Source organism: uncultured Alsobacter sp. (assembly GCF_945952055.1).
Classification (GTDB): Bacteria; Pseudomonadota; Alphaproteobacteria; order Rhizobiales; family Beijerinckiaceae; genus Alsobacter.
On sequence record NZ_CAMFHB010000011.1, the window covers coordinates 116,485 to 134,648 of the forward strand.

Consider the following 18,164-nt stretch of genomic DNA (forward strand, 5'->3'; position numbering starts at 1 on the left):
CTCGCGCCGGAGTTCCCTCATGCTCGACAGACACGCCTTGATCGTTCTTGCCCTCCTTGCAGGGACCGCGCCGGCGTTCGCCGCCGGGGTCCCCGCCCGGGGCAAGGACCTCGCCGAGAAGAAATGCGCGATTTGCCACGCGATCGGGACCACGGGCGACAGCCCCAACCCCAAGTCCCCGCCGTTTCGGACGCTCTCGCAGCGCTATCCGATCGACAGCCTGCAGGAGGCTCTGGCCGAAGGGATCACCGTCGGCCATGAGGGCGTGGAGATGCCCGAGTTCCGCATGGAACCACGCGAGATCGACGACTTCCTCGCGTTCCTGAAGAGCATCAACAAGTAGCTGCCGATTGCACCCGACGCACCGGCACGGCATTGTCGGGCGTCAACGGCAGATGGACGGGCATGGCGACGAGCTGGCTGGATTTCTTCAACGGCGAGCACGCGCTCTACGTCAACGATCGGCACAAGGCGCTGCATGATCGCCTGGTCGCACGCGACGTCGCGGCACTGGTCGGTCCGGGTGACGACACCGTCCTCGACTTCGGTTGCGGCGAAGCGACGGAAGCCGCCGCCGTCGCGGCCCGCTGCAAGCGCCTGTGGCTCAGCGACGCGGCCCCGGCCGTGCTGGGCCGCGTCGCCCAGCGTTTCGCCGGCGACGCCGTCATCCGGACCGCCACGCCGTCCGAGGTCGAGGCGATGCGGGACGCGACGCTGGACCTCGTCGTCGTGAATTCGCTGCTGCAGTACCTGCCGCGCACCGACCTGGTGCGATGGCTCTCGATCTGGCACGACAAGCTCAGGCCGGGGGGACGCCTGGTGCTGGGCGACGTGATCCCGCCCGACGTCAGTCCGCTGACGGACGCGGTGGCCCTCCTGCGCTTCGGCTGGGAGGGAGGCTTCCTGACGGGAGCCGTCGCCGGTCTCGTGCGCACCTTCTTCTCGGACTATCGCAACCTGCGCGCGCAGCTCGGCCTGTCGACGTACGAGGAGAGCGACATCCTCTCCATCGTCGAAGCCGCCGGCTTCACCGCCTCCCGCCGCCGACCGAACATCGGCCACAACCAGGCGCGCATGACCATCGTCGGCCTGAAGGACGGCTGATCGGGGACGCGGGCGGCTCAGGCCGGACGGAAGGTCCACCAGCGGTTGGCGGCGAAGCTCCACACCATGACGATGCCCGTCGTCACGACCTGTGCCGGCAGGTACGGCAGGCCAAGCTTTCCGTTGAGGAACGCCATGAGGAGGCCCGTCAGGACGAAGCCCACGCCGGCCACCAGCGCGAAGCGCCACGTGGCCTCGCTGTGGGGGCGATCGCTCTCGAAGGCGAAACGGCGGTTCAGGACGTAGGACACGATCCCGCCGAGCACGTAGCCCGCGAGCGTCGCCGGGACGGGCGTGGTTTGGGCGCCCTCCACCAGGCCGATGAGCGTGCCGTAGTGGACCACGGCGGCCACGAGGCCGACCCCGAAAAAGGCGGTGAACTGGCGGGCGAGATGCAGCGCGGACATTCCGCATTGCTAGAGCATGCTGCGAAAAGGTGGAAACCGGCTTTTTCGCAGAAAGCACGCGGCGGCCCTGAAATCGCGCTCACGCGGCCGCCGGATGACGGCGCCTTCGGCCGCGCTGGCCGGCCTCCCGCTCAGAACTTGTAGGCCAGGCCCGCCCTCACCAGGTCCTGGCTCGCCCGGAAGCGGTCGTGATCGCTGCCCGCCGTGGTCACGCCATCCACCGTCAAGGTCGCCGCCCGGGTGCGGCTGCGGGATCCGAAGTCCATGTGGAGATACTCGATCCGGGCGATGGCGTGTTCGGTGATGGCGTAGTCGAGCCCCAGGCCGGCCGCCCAGCCGATCGTGTTGCCGTCCGGCGGCGGGTCGTAGGTCCCGTTGACGGAACGCATGCGGGGCTGGCCGTAGGCGATGCCCAACGTGCCGAACACCAGGAGCCGGCCGAACGCGTAGCCGGCGCGCGCCCGCGCGCTGCCACTGACATCGTTGGAATAGCGCATCTTCAGGGTGCCGCCGGGTCCGGTCAGGTTCGAGTCGACGGATCCGCTGCGCAGCGTGGCGTCGACCTCGACGCCGGTGACGATGCTCCCGAAGCTGCGGTTCCACCCCCCGTAGAGCCCGCCGCCGAACGAACTGCGGTTCACCTTCGCCGCATACGGCTCGGCGGCCGCCATGCCGCTCACGAACCAGCTGTAGTCGAGGCGGCTCGCGTCCAGCATTAGGCTGGCATGGACGCCCGCATAGGGTCCCTCCCAGAAGAACACGTCGTCGGGCGGCACGGTCGGCGGAATTGGCCCTGTCGGCAGGTCCGCTCCCTGAACCGTGATGGGCAGGAGGCATGCCAGGGCTGTCGCCCACGCGAGGTGTCGCGGCGTCATGAGAACGATCCTTCGGGATGCGGTGGGCAAGCCGGAGCAGGATTCCCCATGATCGAGGCCACCGAAACGGTGCGGTGGTTGCGTTTGCCGCAATTCCACCGCCTCGGGAGGTTGTATGAGCTCACAGGCCTCCAGCAGGGGCCGTGCCGTTTCCGCTTTTCTCACTCCCGATTCTCGTCTAGGACATCGCGACTTCAGCACGAAGTCATGGCGCGTCGTCTCCAGCCGGGTCCGAGAGGGCAGGGCGGGATGCATCGGCGCGCTGCAGGGCCGGCAGCGGCCCTTTTTTGTACCCCGGCGCGCTGCGTCAGACCGGACGACCGCTGCTGCGGCCGGGCGGTGCGCCCCTCCGGCGCCGGGCAAGACAGGATACGAAGAGCGACATGCCGAAGCGGACAGACATTTCCACCATCCTCATCGTCGGCGCCGGTCCCATCGTGATCGGCCAGGCATGCGAGTTCGATTATTCGGGCACGCAGGCGGTCAAGGCGCTGAAGGAGGAGGGGTACCGCATCGTCCTGGTCAATTCGAACCCCGCGACGATCATGACCGATCCGAACATGGCGGATCGAACCTATATCGAGCCGATCACGCCCGAGATCGTGGCCAAGATCATCGAGAAGGAGCGCCACGCGGTCCCCGGCGGCTTCGCGCTGCTGCCCACCATGGGCGGTCAGACGGCCCTCAACTGCGCGCTGTCGCTCAAGAAGATGGGCACGCTCGAACAGTTCGACGTGGAGATGATCGGCGCCACGGCGGAGGCGATCGACAAGGCGGAGGATCGCGAGCTTTTCCGCAACGCGATGACCAAGATCGGTCTCGAAACGCCGCGCTCCCACCAGATCAAGACGCTGGCCGGCGCGCTCGACGCGCTCAACGACATCGGCCTGCCGGCCATCATCCGGCCGTCCTTCACGATGGGCGGGACCGGCGGCGGCATCGCCTACAACAAGGCCGAGTTCATCGAGATCGTCGAGCGCGGCATCGACGCCTCGCCCACCAACGAGGTGCTGATCGAGGAGAGCGTGCTCGGCTGGAAGGAGTTCGAGATGGAGGTCGTCCGCGACAAGGCGGACAACTGCATCATCGTCTGCTCCATCGAGAACATCGACCCGATGGGCGTCCACACGGGCGACAGCATCACCATCGCGCCGGCGCTGACGCTGACCGACAAGGAATACCAGATCATGCGCGACGCCTCGCTGGCGGTGCTGCGCGAAATCGGCGTCGAGACGGGCGGATCCAACGTGCAGTTCGCGGTCAATCCCGAGAACGGCCGCATGATCGTCATCGAGATGAACCCGCGCGTGTCGCGCTCCTCGGCGCTGGCCTCCAAGGCGACGGGCTTCCCGATCGCCAAGGTCGCGGCCAAGCTCGCCGTCGGCTACACCCTCGACGAGATCGCCAACGACATCACGGGCGGCGCGACGCCGGCCTCGTTCGAACCGACGATCGACTACATCGTCACCAAGATCCCGCGCTTCGCCTTCGAGAAATTCCCGGGCGCCGAGCACACGCTCACCACCTCCATGAAGTCGGTGGGCGAGGCGATGGCCATCGGCAGGACCTTCCAGGAATCCCTGCAGAAGGCGCTGCGCTCGCTCGAGACGGGCCTCACCGGCCTCGACGAGATCGAGATCGAGGGTCTGGGCCAGGGCGACGACAAGAACGCCATCCGCGCGGCGCTTGGCACCCCCACGCCCGACCGGCTCCTCAAGGTCGTGCAGGCGATGCGGCTCGGCTTCGACGTCGAGCAGGTCTACCAGGCCTGCAAGATCGACAAGTGGTTCCTGAACCAGATCGCCGCGATCGTCGAGGTCGAGGACAAGGTGAAGGCCCTCGGCCTGCCGACGACGGCGGGGGCCTTCCGGCAGCTGAAGAGCATGGGCTTCTCCGACGCGCGCCTCGCGGTGCTCGCCAAGCTCTCCGAGGCCGAGGTGACGAAGCGGCGCCGCGCGCTCGACGTGCGCCCGGTGTTCAAGCGGATCGACACCTGCGCCGCCGAGTTCGCCTCGCCGACGGCCTACATGTACTCGACCTATGCGCCGCCCTTCGCGGGCGGCCTCGCCGACGAGGCGCGCCCGAGCGATCGCAAGAAGATCGTCATCCTGGGCGGCGGGCCGAACCGCATCGGGCAGGGCATCGAGTTCGACTACTGCTGCTGCCACGCCTGCTTCGCGCTGTCGGACGCGGGCTTCGAGACCATCATGGTCAACTGCAACCCGGAAACGGTGTCGACCGACTACGACACCTCCGACCGGCTCTATTTCGAGCCGCTGACGGCCGAGGACGTCATCGAAATCCTTCACAAGGAGAAGGAGAACGGCACGCTTCTCGGCGTCATCGTGCAGTTCGGCGGCCAGACACCGCTCAAGCTCGCCAAGGCCCTGGAGAGCGCCGGCATCCCGATCCTGGGAACCTCGCCGGACGCCATCGACCTCGCCGAGGATCGCGACCGCTTCAAGCGGCTCCTCGACAAGCTGGGCCTGAAGCAGCCGCAGAACGGGATCGCCTACTCGGTCGAGCAGAGCCGCCTGGTGATGCAGGACCTGGGGCTGCCGCTCGTCGTGCGTCCTTCCTACGTGCTCGGTGGCCGGGCCATGGAGATCATCCACGACGAGGCGACGTTCGATCGCTACCTGCTCGGCACGCTGCCGGAGCTGGTGCCCAACGACGTGAAGGCCCGCTACCCCAACGACAAGACGGGCCAGATCAACATGGTGCTGGGCAAGAACCCGCTCCTGTTCGACCGCTACCTGTCCGACGCGATCGAGGTCGACGTCGACTGCCTGAGCGACGGCAAGGACGTGTTCATCGCCGGCATCATGGAGCACATCGAGGAGGCGGGCATCCATTCGGGCGACTCGGCCTGCGCCCTGCCGCCCCATTCGCTGAAGCCCGAGATGATCGCGGAACTGGAGCGCCAGACCCGTGAGCTCGCCCTGGCCCTGGACGTGGGCGGTCTGATGAACGTGCAGTACGCCATCAAGGACGGAGAGATCTACGTCCTCGAGGTGAACCCGCGCGCCTCGCGGACGGTGCCGTTCGTGGCCAAGGTGGTCGGTGAGCCCATCGCCAAGATCGCCTCGCGGATCATGGCCGGCGAGAAGCTTCCGAGCTTCGGTCTGAAGGCGAAGACGCTCGACCACATCGGCGTGAAGGAGGCCGTGTTCCCCTTCGCGCGGTTCCCCGGCGTGGACGTCCTGCTGGGGCCGGAAATGCGCTCCACGGGCGAGGTCATGGGCCTCGACAGCTCGTTCGGCGTGGCCTTCGCCAAGAGCCAGCTCGGCGGCGGCACGAAGGTGCCGAAATCCGGAACCGTCTTCGTCTCCATGCGCGACGACGACAAGACGCGGATCCTGCCGAGCATGCGCGTGTTGGCCGATCTTGGTTTCCAGATCGTTGCCACCAGCGGGACCCAGCGCTTCCTCGAGGAAAATGGCGTCAAGGCGGCCAAGATCAACAAGGTGCTCGAAGGCCGGCCGCACGTCGTCGACGCGATCAAGAACGGCGGAATCCAGCTCGTCTTCAACACCACCGAAGGCAAGCAGGCGCTCACCGACAGTCGCTCCCTGCGCCGGGCAGCCCTCTTGCATAAGGTGCCGTATTACACCACGCTAGCAGGTGCAGTCGCAGCGGCGCAGGGGATCAAGGCCTATTCGGGCGGGGATCTGGAAGTGCGGGCGCTGCAGGACTATTTCGGGGTGCGCGACTGAACCCAGGGTCGCGCGCCGAGTTTCTGTTGCCCGACGACGCGTCGCCAGGGTGGGCCCGGCTCCAGGCCCATGCTGGCTTTCGCGTCGTTTGAACGAGCTGAGACGGATGTGACGATGGACAAGATTCCGATGACTCCCAAGGGTCACAAGGCCCTTGAAGAGGAATTGCGGTTCCGCCAGCAGGAAGAGCGTCCGCGCATCATCGCCGCCATTTCGGAGGCGCGCTCCCACGGCGACCTGTCGGAAAATGCCGAGTACCACGCGGCGAAGGAGCAGCAGTCCCTGAACGAGGGCCGCATCGCGGAGCTCGAGGACAAGTTGTCCCGCGCGGAGATCATCGACGTTTCCAAGCTGTCGGGATCGACGATCAAGTTCGGCGCGACCGTGAAACTCATCGACGAGGACACGGACGAGGAGAAAACCTACCAGATCGTCGGCGACGCCGAGGCCGATGTGAAGTCCGGCAAGGTTTCGATCTCCTCGCCGATCGCGCGCGCCCTCATCGGCAAGAAGACCGGCGATTCGGTCGAGGTGAACACGCCCGGCGGCGGCAAGAGCTACGAGATCGTCGATGTCGCGTTCGTTTGACAGGCGCGCCGTGCTCGGTGCGGCGGCCGGGCTCCTGGCCTCGGCCGCGCTTCCGGCCCAGGCGGCCGGCCAGCGCTTCAGCCGCATCGTCGTCGACGTCGAGCCGCTGCGGGCCAAGGGCCTCGGCGGCTTCGCCGAGACGGTCAGCGCCACTCTGGGACCCGCGCTGGCGACCGAGTTCGCCGGTGCCGTGGATCCGCGGGACCGGTCCGCGCCGATGCTCGTCGTGCGCGTCGACTCCGTCATGCTGAACGGCAATCTCAATGGCGGGGACGGTCGCCACAGCGGCAAATTCGGCGTGACCGACTACATGGAGGGCGCGGGCCTCGTCGTCGCCAACGGCAAGGTTCTGGCGCAATATCCGGTGCTCGGGGCCTATGACAACGTGATGGGCCCTGCCGTCATGGCGCCGAACAATTTCGCGGTTCGCCTCAAGGCGCTGAGCGCCTTCTACGCGGGCTGGATGCGCCGCAAGGTCGGCGCCTGATCCCATCAGACAGGGGCGATCGGTTCGTCCTTGACCTTTTCCAGGGCGATGGCCGTGCGGATCGTCCGCACGTTCGGCAGGGCCGTCAGTTCGGCGACGATCGCCTGAAACGCCCTGAGATCCTCGGCGACACCCTTCAGCATGAAGTCGATGTCGCCCGACAGCGTCCAGCACTCGCGGATGGCGCTCCAGTCCCTGATCTGCTGACGGAACTGTTCCAGGTCGGCCTCCGCCTGGCTCGCCAGGTGGACGAAAGCGAAGAACACCACGTCGAAGCCGAGCTGCTTCTCGTCCACGAGGGCGCGATAGCCCGTGATGATGCCGCGGTCCTCGAGCGCACGGACGCGCCGCAGGCTGGGCGGTGCGGAAATCCCGAGCCGGCGTGCCAGCTCGACATTGGTCATGCGGCCATCCGCCTGAAGCTCGCGGAGGATCCTGAGGTCTGTTTCGTCGGGTGAGGACGTCAAGGCGGGGTCCCGGGGCAGAGTCGTGCCCTGTTTACCCGGAGCAGGCCCCGGCGGACAGGCCCGAAGGTGCACAAAGTGAAGCCGGCCCTGCCCAAGCTCCGTTCCAGCGTGCTAGACCGGATCCATGTCCGAGCCATCGTCCGAGCCCCTCCGCCTCCCGAGCGGGACCCGCTGCTGGGTCGTCACTGACGGCAAGGCCGGTGACGAGGTTCAGTGCGTCGGCGTCGCCGAGGCGCTCGGACTCCATCCGGACATCCGCCGCATCGCGCCGCGTCGACCGTGGTCGTGGTTCATGCCGTGGGGCCCCGCCGATCCCCGCGAGGCGCCCGGACGGGAGGGAGGCCCGCTCGCGGGGCCGCTTCCCGACCTGCTGATCGCCTCCGGCCGGCGCGCCGTCGCATCGCTGCGCGCGGTCAAGGCGGCGTCTGCCGGGCGAACCTTCACGGTGTTCCTGAAGGATCCGCGAACGGGCGCGGGGACCGCCGACCTGATCTGGGTGCCCGAGCACGATGCCCTGCGCGGCCCGAACGTGGTCGTGACGCTGACCTCGCCGCACGGCCTCAGCGCCGCGCGCCTCGCCGCGGCCGCGGCCGATCCGCCCGCCGCGGTGGCCGCGACGCCGCGCCCGCGCGTGGCGCTCGTCCTGGGGGGCAACAGCCGGCACCACGTCTTCACGGACGCCGACATCGCCCGCCTCGCGGACCACGTGCGGATGCTGGCCGACGCCGGCGTGGCAATCATGGCGACGGCCTCGCGCCGGACGCCGACCCAGCTCGTCGAGCGCATCCGATCGGCGATCGCGCCCGGTCGGGGGTTCCTGTGGGACGGCACCGGACCGAACCCCTACGCGGCCATGCTGGCCTGTGCGGACGCGGTCGTCGTGACCGCCGATTCCGTCAACATGACCGGCGAAGCCTGTGCCACGGGCAAGCCGGTGCTGCTTTTCGAGCCCACCGCGCGGGGCGGGGCGCCGCCTGCCAAACAAAAACGGTTGATCGAGGGCTTGAAACGGCACGGAGCCGTGCATTCCTTTCAGGGGAAGCTTGAAGGCCATGCATACGAGCCGCTAAATTCCACCCCCATCATCGCCGCGGCGATTGCCCGGGCGTTTATCCGCCGCACCAGAAACGTCTCTGCAACCGGTTGAGCAAAGGCGTTTTCGCGACTATCAAGGACCATGCCATGTCCAGCATGCACGCGAAGCTGATCATTCTCGGTTCGGGGCCCGCCGGCTACACGGCGGCCATCTATGCGGCGCGGGCAATGCTCAATCCCGTCCTCATCTCCGGCTTCCAGCCGGGTGGGCAGCTGATGATCACGACCGACGTCGAGAATTATCCCGGCTTCGCGGATGTCATCCAGGGCCCTTGGCTCATGGAGCAGATGCAGAAGCAGGCCGAGCACGTCGGCACGACCATGATTTCCGACCATATCGCCCAGGCGGACCTGCAATCGCGCCCGTTCCGGCTCACCGGTGACAGCGGCACGGTCTACACGTGCGACGCGCTGATCATCGCCACCGGCGCCCAGGCGAAGTGGCTGGGGCTGCCGTCCGAGGAGGCTTTCAAGGGCTTCGGCGTGTCGGCCTGCGCCACCTGCGACGGCTTCTTCTTCCGCAACAAGGAGGTCGTCGTGGTCGGCGGCGGCAACACCGCCGTGGAGGAAGCGCTCTACCTGGCCAATCTCGCCTCCAAGGTCACCGTGGTGCATCGGCGCGACAGCTTCCGCGCCGAGCGGATCCTGCAGGAGCGGCTCTTCGCCCACCCGAAGGTCGAGGTCGTCTGGGACAGCGCGATCGACGAGATCTGCGGGGCGCAGTCCCCTCCCGGCGTGACCCATGTGCGCTTGAAGAACGTGAAGACCGGCGCGCTGCGCGACGTGAAGACGGACGGCGTGTTCATCGCCATCGGCCACAAGCCCGCGACCGAGCTGTTCGTCGGCCAGGTCGCGACCCGGCCGTCGGGCTACATCGAGACCACGCCGGGCCACACGACCACCAACATCCCCGGCGTGTTCGCCGCGGGCGACGTCACCGACGAAACCTACCGCCAGGCCGTTACGGCCGCCGGGCTCGGCTGCATGGCCGCGCTCGAGGCCGAGCGCTGGCTGGCGGGCCATGCCCTCGAACTGCAGGCTGCCGAGTAATGCCCTTATCCACCCTGACCTCGAGCCTCGACTGGGACAAGGTCCGCATCTTCTACACCGCGGCGGAGGCCGGCAGCTTCACCCATGCGGGTGACGCGCTCGCCCTCAGCCAGTCCGCCGTGAGCCGTCAGGTCGGTGCCCTCGAGCGCGACCTCGGTGTGCCGCTCTTTCACCGCCACGCGCGCGGCCTCATCCTGACCGAGCAGGGCGAACAGCTTTTCCGCACGGCCAAGGAGATGATGCTCAAGCTCGAGGCGACGCGCGCCCGGCTGACGGACAGCCGCGAGCACCCCAACGGCGAGCTGCGCGTCACCACGGCGAACGGCATCGGGCAGAACTGGCTCACGCCGCGCCTGGGCGAATTCCTGGACCTCTACCCGGAGGTCCGGCTGCAGTTGATCCTCACCGATGAGGAACTCGACCTGTCGATGCGCGAGGCCGATGTCGCCATCCGGCTGCGCCAGCCGCAGCAGGGCGACCTGATCCAGCGCAAGCTCTTCACGGTGCATTTCCACGTCTACGCGTCGCAGGACTACATCAAGGGTCATGGCGCGCCGAAGGACCTGTCCGAGATCGACGAGCACCGCATCCTCACCTTCGGCGGCCCCACGCCGGCCTACCTGCTGGACGTGCACTGGCTGACCACGGTGGGACGCGACGCGCGCCACCCGCGCCAGGCGGCGCTCACCGTCAACAACATCACGGCGCTCAAGAAGGCCGTGGAACGCGGTGTCGGAATCGCGGTGTTGCCGGACTACCTCGTCGAGGCGAACTCCAACCTCGTGCAGGTGCTCAACCAAAACGACATGCCGTCGCTCGACACCTATCTCGTCTATCCCGAGGAGATGAAGTCGGTCGCGCGCGTGCAGGTGTTCAGGGACTTCCTCGTCTCCAAGGCCCAGCGCTGGACCTACTGACCGCCGGTGCAAGGCCTGCGAGAGAAGTGATAACGGCAGGGTTGCACATTTGCATGCCTGTCATGAGCGCAGTTGCATTGCCCGCAGACGTCCTGCACCGCATATACGGGGCGGTTCCGGTCGTGAGCTCCACCATCCCCTCCCGGTGTTGAGGTCACGTTGGACCGTTCCCCTCTGGACGGTTTTCGGGTTTCGATCCGGAACAGATCCAATAGGCCGGGCGCCCTAGGCACCCGGCCTTTTTTTTGTCCCGGCGCAAGCCCGCCCGCCGCCCTCAGTGCGTGTGAACCTTTGGCCAGTCCAGCTTGCGCCACCCTCTCCGCGTCATGGCCGGGCTTGGCCCGGCCACCCACGACTTGTGAACGGCCCCGGCAAAGTCGTGGGTCCCCGGGCCAAGCCCGGGGATGACGGCTGAGAGATGGGCATGAACGGGACTGCTAGTCCCGCGGCCAAAGATTCCCAGCCTCTCAATGCCGGGCGGCCGCGACCTTGCGGACGACGGCGTCGGCTGGCTTTCCGGCGAGTTCGGCCAGATGGTCGAGCGCGGTCGTGAACGTGCCGACGCCGGCGGTCGCGGAGCGCAGTTCGACGATCAGGTCGCCGATCTCCGCCTCGGGGATGAGGGCCTTGAGCAGGTCCCATCCGTCCCAGCCCGGACGCGCGTCGTAGCCGAGGATCTGCCCGCGGCGGGCCGAGATCATCGCGCTCGCCTTCGACATCGCGTCGGTGGGCACGGCGATCTCGACGGCGTGGATCGGCTCGAGCAGCACGGAGCCGGCCTTGGGGAGCGCCTCGGCCATGGCCAGCCGCGCGGCGGCCCGGAAGGCCATGTCCGAACTGTCGACCGAATGGTAGGAGCCGTCGAGCAGGGCGACCTGGACATCGACGACGGGGAAGCCGAGGGGGCCCTCGGCGAGGGCCTCGGCAGCGCCGTGCTCGACCGAGGAGATGTACTGCCGCGGCACCACCCCGCCGGTGACGCGGTCGACGAACTTGAACCCGCTCCCGCGCGGAAGCGGTTCGATCTCGATCACCACGTCGCCGAACTGGCCGTGGCCGCCCGTCTGCTTCTTGTGGCGGCCGCGGACCGAGACCTTGTGGCGGATCGTCTCGCGATAGCCCACTGCGGCATCGCGACGGTCGATGGCGACGCCGTAGCGCCCCGACAGGCGCTCCAGCGCGACCTTGAGATGCACCTCGCCCTGGCCGGAGAGCCTGAGCTGGCCGCCTTCGCCGCCGTGCTCGACCGCCAGCGAGGGATCCTCCTCCATCAGCTTGGCCAGCGCCGCATTGAGCCGCACGTCGTCCTTGCGGTCGTGCGTGGCGATGGCGAAGCTGTAGACCGGCTCGGGCGGCGCCACCGATGCCACCGCCTGCGGCGCCTGGCGACCGATGCCGAAGGTATCGCCGGTGTGGATGCCCTCCAGTCGCCCGAAGGCGAGGACATCCCCCTCGCGGGCCTCGGCCTCGCGCACGCCGCTGCTTCCCATCAGCCGCTGCACGCCGCCCACGCGCACCTCGCCGCCGCGCGATCCGATGACGGTTTCTCCCTCCTTGACGCTGCCGCGCAGCACGCGCGCGACGGACAGCTTGCCCCCGTGCGTCGTGTGGATGGTCTTCATCACATGGGCCAGGGCGGGGCCGTCCGCCGGCACGCCCAGCCGCTCCCGGGTGGACGCGATGCCGGGGGCCTCGTGGCGCAGTGCCTTGAGCAGGCGCGTGATGCCGTTGCCCCGGTCCGCCGAGCCGAACAGCACGGGCACGGCGTGTCCGTCGCGCAGTTCCTTGCGCAGGTCGTCGAACACCTGGTCGCGCGGCGGCTCGATCTCCTCGATGAGCTCTTCCATGAGCGAGTCATCGTAGTCGGCGAGGCGCTCGAGCATCGAGAAGCGCGCCTGCCGCTCGCCGCCGAGTTCGTCGGCCGGAATCTCGACCACCTCGCTGGCCGCATGCTCGCGGTAGATGAAGGCGCGCTCGAGCGCGAGGTCGATGTAGCCGATGGCGATCCCGTCCTTCCAGATGGGGATCTGCCGCAGCAGTAGCGGCGTGCGCGAGGCCTGCTGCAGCAGCGCGAGGCTGTCCTGGATCCGGCGGCTCGCGCTGTCGATCTTGTTGAGGAACAGGAAGCGCGGGATCCCCGCCTCCTCGAGGTCGCGCAGGATCACCTGCAGGGCCGGCAGTTTCCGCTCGTCCGTTTCGCAGACCACGATCGCCGCGTCGCAGGCCGGAACGACCGCGCGGGCCTCGGCCGCGAACTCCACCGAGCCGGGGCAATCGACGAAGGTGAATCGCTCGTCGATGAAGGTCACCGAGGCGACGTTCGGCTCGACCCCGTGGCCGTGGGCCCGGGCTTCGGCGCTGCCGTCGCCCAGCGTGCTGGCGTCGGCCACGCGCCCGGCGCGTGCGACCGCTCCGGTGCGCTCGAGAATGGCCTCGAGCAGCGTGGTCTTGCCGCTCTGGAAGGGGCCCACGATGGCAATGCAGCGTGGACCCATGGCTGGTCTTGCGTGAGGAATGCGCTCCAAGCCCGCGTCTCCCATGATCTCCTCCCGTGGAGTTGGGCGCCGGCCTGCGGCCGACGTCTATGGACTGTCTGGCCTTATCGCATCGCCGATGCTCGGCCTGTCGCGGGAGGGATGCAAGACATTTCGCGGGCCATCCGGAAATCGACGGATGGCCCCGGCCGCGAGCTGCGCACGGAAAAGCCGGCGGCAGCTTGCGCTGCCGCCGGCTCAGCCGACGCCTGGATTTTTCGCCTGGCGATCAGCTCTTGGCGGGCTCCGCCGTCGGCTCCTCGGCGAAGATGTCGCGATCCTTGTTCTCGGGAACGACCAGCAGGCCGATCACGAAGGAGGCGAGCGCGATGACGATCGGGTACCAGAGACCGAAATAGGGGTCGCCGGTCTGGGCGATCATCGCGAAGGCCGTCGCGGGCATCAGGCCGCCGAACCAGCCGTTGCCGATGTGGTAGGGCAGCGACATGCCGGTGTAGCGGATCCGCGTCGGGAACAGCTCGACCAGCGCCGCGGCGATCGGGCCGTAGACCATGGTGACGAGGACGACGAGGAAGGTCAGGACCGCGACCAGCGTGAAGGTCTGGGCGCGGAAGATGTCGAAGAAGCCCGACATCTTGACGATCTCGGGGTTGGCGACACCCGGCATCGGGTAGCCGGCCGCGCCGAGCGCGTCGTTGACGGTCTTCGTGAAGGCCGCAGGAACGGTCTTGGCGGCGTCGCCCGTGAGCTTCGAGAGCTCGTAGGCTTCGATCTCCTTGCTGCCGATGCGGACCTTGGTGGCCGATCCCGCCGGAGCCGGCTCGACCGAGTAGTTCACGGAGTTGCGGGCGAGCAGCGCCTTGGCGATGTCGCACGAGCTCGTGAACTTGGAGGTGCCCGTCGGGTTGAACTGGAACGAGCACTGCTCCTTGTCGGCCACGACGACGACCTTGGTCGACTGCTGAGCCTTGTGCAGCATCGGGTTGGCGGTCGCCGAGAGGAACTGGAACAGCGGGAAGTAGCTGAGCGCGGCGATGACCATGCCGGCCAGGATGATCGGCTTGCGCCCGATGCGGTCGGACAGCGAGCCGAAAATCACGAACCCGACGGTGCCGAGGATCAGCGACCACGCGATCAGCACGTTCGCGGTGAACATGTCGACGCGCAGGATGTTCTGCAGGAAGAACAGGGCGTAGAACTGGCCCGTGTACCAGACGACCGCCTGGCCGGCGACGAGGCCGAACAGGGCGATGACGGCGAAGCGGGCGTTCTTCCACTGGCCGAAGGCCTCGGCCAGCGGCGCCTTGGACTGCTTGCCCTCGTCCTTCATCTTCTTGAAGGCGGGGCTTTCTTCCATCTGCATGCGGATCCACACCGAGATCGCGAGCAGGAAGATCGACAGCAGGAACGGCACGCGCCAGCCCCACGCCGCGAACGCCTGTTCGCCGGTCCAGCTGCGCACCGCCAGGATCACCATGAGCGACAGCAGCAGGCCGAGCGTGGCCGTGGTCTGGATCCAGCTCGTGAAGAAGCCGCGGCGGCCCTGCGGGGCGTGCTCGGCCACGTAGACGACCGCACCGCCGTACTCGCCGCCGAGCGCGAGGCCCTGCAGCATGCGCAGCGCGATCAGCAGCACCGGTGCCAGCCAGCCGATGGTCTCGTAGCCCGGCAGCAGGCCGACCACGAAGGTGGAGACACCCATGATCAGGATGGTCATGAGGAAGGTGTACTTGCGCCCGACGAGGTCACCCAGCCGGCCGAACACGAGCGCGCCGAACGGGCGCACCAGGAAGCCCGCGGCAAAGGCGAGCAGCGCGAAGACGTTGCGCGTGGCTTCCGGGAACGCGGAGAAGAACTGAGCGCCGATGATGGCGGCCAGAGATCCGTAAAGGTAGAAATCGTACCATTCAAAAATTGTCCCGGCCGACGAGGCCAGGATCACCCGCTTTTCCTCGCGGGTCATCGGCCGCTGCCGCTCGGCGGCACCGGTCATCACTTGCGTGGACATTGCTTCCCTCCATGGATGCCGGCATCGGCTGCGGCCTGTTCTCGACCGTCCCGACGACACCTGGACCCCAACCCCCTCCCCATGAGGGGCTGCCTGCTGAGATGGGCTGCCATGCTTTCGCTGCAAGTCTTGCCTGCCAAGTAAAACGCTTAGACTTTGGAATAACGAGTCAGATATGTGAAAAGGAACTACGTATAATTCCACCGAAGATGAGTGGAAATAACGCGCCAAGCAAAACAACAGAAGAAAAGCGGAAAAACAGAGCTGACAGGATCCGGTGTCAACGCCGGCAGGCGCCGGGCCGACGGCGGGACGAGCGGCATCGCACGGGCCGGGACCGCATGGTGCATGCTCGCGCCTATGCAATCGCAAGTAGTGAAACGTAGAGGCGTTAGCCAATACAGGGCGTTTGCGTTGACGATGTGTGGTCCACCTCGTAGATAAGCTCATAATTTCAATTAATCATTGCAGACGGACAGAGCTGTTATGGCGGCGGATTCCAGCGACGAAGACTCGGTCTGGCCGGGATATGTCGATGCGCTGACGACCATGGTGATGGTCATGACCATGGTCATGATGATCCTGGGCGTGGTCGTCTTCGGCACCTCCCAGGGCATCTCGCGAAAGTTCCTGGAGCGGGTCGCGGACGCGGCCAACGTCGACGCCGGCAGCGACGTCTCCACCCGCAAGATCTCCGACGACCTGCTGGCCTGGGTGCAGCGGCACGCCGACCTCGGGTCGGCGCCCTATCTCTCACCGGGTGACGACAGGCCCCGGGGCGGCGCCACGCAGGGCACGGCGCAACTGCCCAACCCCGGCGTCACGTCACGGCAACTGACCACGCGCGGCCCCTTGCAGGCCGACGCGCAGAACAACCCGAGCGGACCCAATGTCGGGCCGCCCCTCGAGGACGTCACCGCGACCGCGGCGATCGACCAGGCCCAGCCCTTCTCGATGCGGCCGCCGGGCACCGAAGTCGTCGAACCGCCGGGCCAGGGCTGGCCGGCCGCCCCGTTCAGGCCGGCGGGGCCGCGCGAGGGAGCGGACGCGGTGGCTTGGCCCTCCCGTCCGCACCCCGACGGCGCGCGCGATCCGATCGAGGAGACGCCAAGCGACAAGCCCGCGCAGGTTGCCTCGCTGGGGGGCGCCCAGCCTCTCCTGAAGCCCCGCCCGGTGGACCTGGGCGCGGGAGCCCTGGATCCCGTCGAGATCGTGTCGCGCCAGCGCGCCGACGTGGAGCCGGCGAGGGCCGGTTCGCGCGTCGGCCGGGACGCGGGCGCCCGTCCAGCCATCACCGTGCGTTTCGAGGACCGGGCCACGCGGCTGGATCCCGAGGCGCTCGACATGGTCAAGAAGACGATCCAGTCCGGCGCCGACTTCAACGGCGCGGCCACCATCACGATCACGGGGCTGGCGAGCGTCGTCGGCTCGTCCGTGTCCGATGCCCGCCGGACCGCCTACTACCGGGTCATCGCCGTCCGGGAAGCGCTGATCGCGGCCGGCATCCGCCCCGGTGCCCTGCGCATGGGGGTTCTCGACACGAACAACACGGCGAGCGACATCGTCACGATCGCCGCCGGCAGGTGACGCGGCGTGGCGAGCGATCGACGATTCCGGTCAGCGCAGCGCGTTCTCCTGGATGCGGCGAACGGGGCGCACCAGCGCTTCCAGGACCGTCTGCTTGCCGGAGATGATGTTCACGTCGGCCAGCATGCCCGGCACGACCGGCTTGTCCGCGCCGAAGGCCGTGCCGTCGGCCTCGAGCCGCACCCGGAAATAGGGCTGGCCCTTCTCGTCCGGCAGCGCGTCGGGAGAAATGTCCACGACCTTGCCGGGCAGTCCTCCGTAGACGGAGAAGTCATAGGCGCTCACCTTGACCACGGCGGGCAGTCCCGGCCACACCTGCGCGCGGTCGGCGGGCGACAGCCTGGCCTCGACGGCGACCGAGGAGCCGGCCGGCACGAGCTGGATCAGCGGATCGCCGGATTTCACGACGCCGCCGATCGTGTTGACGAAGAGCTTGTTGACGACGCCCGCCATGGGCGCGACGACCTCCGTCCGCACGCTGCGCTCCTGCATGGCCTGGACGGATTCCACCAGCTTGGCGATCTGGACCTGGGTGTCGACCCGGTCGCGGTCCGCGTCGCTGCGGAACTTCAGTACCTGTTCGGAGCGCCTGCCGCCCAGCTCGCTCAGCGCGGCCTCGGTGCGCGGGATGTCGTGGGCGAGGTCCGAGATCTTGGCCTCCATCTGCTGCAACTGCCTCTCGTTGTCGAGGAGGTCGTTGCTCGACACGGCGCCGATGCTGTTGAGCTTGCGCAGGTTCCCCAGCCGCTGCAGCAGGAGCTCCCGCTCTGTCCGGGTGAGGCCGAGCCGCGCCTTCAGCTCGGAGAGCTCCAGGTCCTTCTGGCGGACCTGGTCGTCGAGAATGCGCAACTGCACCATGAGCGTCCGCCGGCGGGTCTCGAACAGGCCGGTCTCCTGCGACGCGATGCCGGGAAGCTCGGCGGAAAGGGCCGCCGGGATCTCGATGCGCTCGGCACCCTGGCTTTCGGCCGCCAGCCGCGCGGCGCGGATGGTCTTGGCCTTGATCTCGATCTGGGCCTGCAGGAGTTCGGAGCGCGCGAAACTGTTCTCGACCCGCAGCATCGGCGTGCCGCGGGCGACCGTCTCGCCCTCGCGGACGAGGATCTCGGTCACGATGCCCCCCTCGAAATGCTGGATGACCTGGTTCTGCAGCTGCGGGATCACGCGCCCCGCCCCGTGGGTCACCTTGTCGAGGCTGGTCAGGGCCGCCCAGGCCACGAAGGCCACCAGGCTCGCCGCGATGGTGACGACGAGCATCCCGCGCGCGCGGCTTTCGATGCGGTCCGTGTGACGAGGGTAAGGCAGGCTATCGCCGCCAGGCTGGGCAATGGACATCTGCAATCCGTGACTTCGAAAAAAGGCGAGCAC

At 67.8% G+C, this 18,164-nt stretch carries 15 protein-coding genes; 9 read left to right on the forward strand and 6 right to left on the reverse strand.

All coding sequences use genetic code 11. The features are described from left to right. The first annotated feature begins 19 nt into the window (after positions 1 to 19). Together Q0Q47_RS11075 and Q0Q47_RS11080 are read left to right on the forward strand one after the other, a co-directional pair. Positions 20 to 343 carry a c-type cytochrome gene (locus Q0Q47_RS11075; RefSeq protein ID WP_293858901.1) on the forward strand — a complete coding sequence of 108 codons (324 nt, stop codon included), beginning with the start codon at positions 20 to 22 and terminating at the stop codon, positions 341 to 343. A 62-nt stretch (positions 344 to 405) separates the two neighbouring features. Beyond that, entirely contained in the window at positions 406 to 1,104 is a 699-nt protein-coding gene (locus Q0Q47_RS11080; RefSeq protein ID WP_293858905.1) for a class I SAM-dependent methyltransferase, read from the forward strand. A gap of 17 nt (positions 1,105 to 1,121) precedes the next feature. Here Q0Q47_RS11080 and Q0Q47_RS11085 read toward each other — a convergent pair whose 3' ends face one another. Further along, the gene (locus Q0Q47_RS11085) at positions 1,122 to 1,511 is read right to left on the reverse strand and encodes a GtrA family protein (RefSeq protein WP_293858908.1); all 390 of its coding nucleotides are present in this window, start codon (positions 1,509 to 1,511) and stop codon (positions 1,122 to 1,124) included. Between the two features lie 131 nt (positions 1,512 to 1,642). After that, the gene (locus tag Q0Q47_RS11090; protein WP_293858911.1) at positions 1,643 to 2,386 is read right to left on the reverse strand and encodes an outer membrane beta-barrel protein; all 744 of its coding nucleotides are present in this window, start codon (positions 2,384 to 2,386) and stop codon (positions 1,643 to 1,645) included. A 383-nt stretch (positions 2,387 to 2,769) separates the two neighbouring features. Between Q0Q47_RS11090 and carB the strand changes: the two genes are divergently transcribed. From carB to Q0Q47_RS11105, 3 genes are all read left to right on the forward strand, one after another. Then, positions 2,770 to 6,102 (forward strand): carbamoyl-phosphate synthase large subunit, encoded by a 3,333-nt coding sequence (gene carB / locus Q0Q47_RS11095; RefSeq protein WP_293858914.1) that lies wholly within the window; start codon positions 2,770 to 2,772, stop codon positions 6,100 to 6,102. Positions 6,103 to 6,216: 114 nt separating this feature from the next. Then, a complete protein-coding gene (gene greA / locus Q0Q47_RS11100) occupies positions 6,217 to 6,690 on the forward strand; it encodes a transcription elongation factor GreA (RefSeq protein ID WP_293858958.1) in 474 nt (157 codons plus the stop codon). Next, positions 6,674 to 7,177, forward strand: a complete 504-nt coding sequence (locus Q0Q47_RS11105) for a hypothetical protein (RefSeq protein ID WP_293858917.1) — start codon at positions 6,674 to 6,676, stop codon at positions 7,175 to 7,177. Before greA ends, Q0Q47_RS11105 begins: the two co-directional genes overlap by 17 nt. A 5-nt stretch (positions 7,178 to 7,182) precedes the next feature. On the opposite strand, the gene Q0Q47_RS11110 is transcribed toward Q0Q47_RS11105, so the two are convergent. Further along, positions 7,183 to 7,644: an Lrp/AsnC family transcriptional regulator gene (locus Q0Q47_RS11110; protein ID WP_293858920.1), complete on the reverse strand. Its 462-nt coding sequence runs from the start codon at positions 7,642 to 7,644 to the stop codon at positions 7,183 to 7,185. Between the two features lie 124 nt (positions 7,645 to 7,768). Here Q0Q47_RS11110 and Q0Q47_RS11115 point away from each other — a divergent pair, with 124 nt between their 5' ends. From Q0Q47_RS11115 to Q0Q47_RS11125, 3 genes are read left to right on the forward strand one after another with little or no spacing between them, the layout of a single operon-like run. Then, a complete protein-coding gene (locus tag Q0Q47_RS11115) occupies positions 7,769 to 8,791 on the forward strand; it encodes a mitochondrial fission ELM1 family protein (RefSeq protein WP_293858923.1) in 1,023 nt (340 codons plus the stop codon). 35 nt (positions 8,792 to 8,826) lie between these two features. After that, on the forward strand, positions 8,827 to 9,789 hold the full coding sequence (trxB, locus tag Q0Q47_RS11120; RefSeq protein ID WP_293858926.1) for a thioredoxin-disulfide reductase: 963 nt from the start codon (positions 8,827 to 8,829) through the stop codon (positions 9,787 to 9,789). Beyond that, positions 9,789 to 10,706: a LysR family transcriptional regulator gene (locus tag Q0Q47_RS11125; protein ID WP_293858928.1), complete on the forward strand. Its 918-nt coding sequence runs from the start codon at positions 9,789 to 9,791 to the stop codon at positions 10,704 to 10,706. The genes trxB and Q0Q47_RS11125 overlap by 1 nt, the downstream gene beginning before the upstream one ends. 467 nt (positions 10,707 to 11,173) lie before the next feature. Here Q0Q47_RS11125 and Q0Q47_RS11130 read toward each other — a convergent pair whose 3' ends face one another. Both Q0Q47_RS11130 and Q0Q47_RS11135 read right to left on the reverse strand, forming a co-directional pair. Next, positions 11,174 to 13,201, reverse strand: a complete 2,028-nt coding sequence (locus Q0Q47_RS11130) for an elongation factor G (RefSeq protein ID WP_293858929.1) — start codon at positions 13,199 to 13,201, stop codon at positions 11,174 to 11,176. A gap of 268 nt (positions 13,202 to 13,469) precedes the next feature. Beyond that, positions 13,470 to 15,164 (reverse strand): MFS transporter, encoded by a 1,695-nt coding sequence (locus Q0Q47_RS11135; RefSeq protein ID WP_293858961.1) that lies wholly within the window; start codon positions 15,162 to 15,164, stop codon positions 13,470 to 13,472. Positions 15,165 to 15,695: 531 nt separating this feature from the next. Here Q0Q47_RS11135 and Q0Q47_RS11140 point away from each other — a divergent pair. After that, positions 15,696 to 16,796: a hypothetical protein gene (locus Q0Q47_RS11140; RefSeq protein WP_293858931.1), complete on the forward strand. Its 1,101-nt coding sequence runs from the start codon at positions 15,696 to 15,698 to the stop codon at positions 16,794 to 16,796. A 30-nt stretch (positions 16,797 to 16,826) separates the two neighbouring features. Here Q0Q47_RS11140 and Q0Q47_RS11145 read toward each other — a convergent pair whose 3' ends face one another. Next, positions 16,827 to 18,053, reverse strand: a complete 1,227-nt coding sequence (locus Q0Q47_RS11145) for an HlyD family type I secretion periplasmic adaptor subunit (RefSeq protein WP_293858934.1) — start codon at positions 18,051 to 18,053, stop codon at positions 16,827 to 16,829. Between the last annotated feature and the right edge of the window lie 111 nt (positions 18,054 to 18,164).

Bases quoted from the DNA above. Each gene is read 5' to 3' on its own strand.
- Q0Q47_RS11075 (WP_293858901.1), top strand. From the start codon at position 20: ATGCTCGACAGACACGCCTTGATCGTTCTTGCCCTCCTTGCAGGGACC.
- Q0Q47_RS11080 (WP_293858905.1), top strand. From the start codon at position 406: ATGGCGACGAGCTGGCTGGATTTCTTCAACGGCGAGCACGCGCTCTAC.
- Q0Q47_RS11085 (WP_293858908.1), bottom strand. From the start codon at position 1,511: ATGTCCGCGCTGCATCTCGCCCGCCAGTTCACCGCCTTTTTCGGGGTC.
- Q0Q47_RS11090 (WP_293858911.1), bottom strand. From the start codon at position 2,386: ATGACGCCGCGACACCTCGCGTGGGCGACAGCCCTGGCATGCCTCCTG.
- carB (WP_293858914.1), top strand. From the start codon at position 2,770: ATGCCGAAGCGGACAGACATTTCCACCATCCTCATCGTCGGCGCCGGT.
- greA (WP_293858958.1), top strand. From the start codon at position 6,217: ATGGACAAGATTCCGATGACTCCCAAGGGTCACAAGGCCCTTGAAGAG.
- Q0Q47_RS11105 (WP_293858917.1), top strand. From the start codon at position 6,674: ATGTCGCGTTCGTTTGACAGGCGCGCCGTGCTCGGTGCGGCGGCCGGG.
- Q0Q47_RS11115 (WP_293858923.1), top strand. From the start codon at position 7,769: ATGTCCGAGCCATCGTCCGAGCCCCTCCGCCTCCCGAGCGGGACCCGC.
- trxB (WP_293858926.1), top strand. From the start codon at position 8,827: ATGTCCAGCATGCACGCGAAGCTGATCATTCTCGGTTCGGGGCCCGCC.
- Q0Q47_RS11125 (WP_293858928.1), top strand. From the start codon at position 9,789: ATGCCCTTATCCACCCTGACCTCGAGCCTCGACTGGGACAAGGTCCGC.
- Q0Q47_RS11130 (WP_293858929.1), bottom strand. From the start codon at position 13,201: ATGGGTCCACGCTGCATTGCCATCGTGGGCCCCTTCCAGAGCGGCAAG.
- Q0Q47_RS11135 (WP_293858961.1), bottom strand. From the start codon at position 15,164: ATGACCCGCGAGGAAAAGCGGGTGATCCTGGCCTCGTCGGCCGGGACA.
- Q0Q47_RS11140 (WP_293858931.1), top strand. From the start codon at position 15,696: ATGGCGGCGGATTCCAGCGACGAAGACTCGGTCTGGCCGGGATATGTC.
- Q0Q47_RS11145 (WP_293858934.1), bottom strand. From the start codon at position 18,053: ATGCTCGTCGTCACCATCGCGGCGAGCCTGGTGGCCTTCGTGGCCTGG.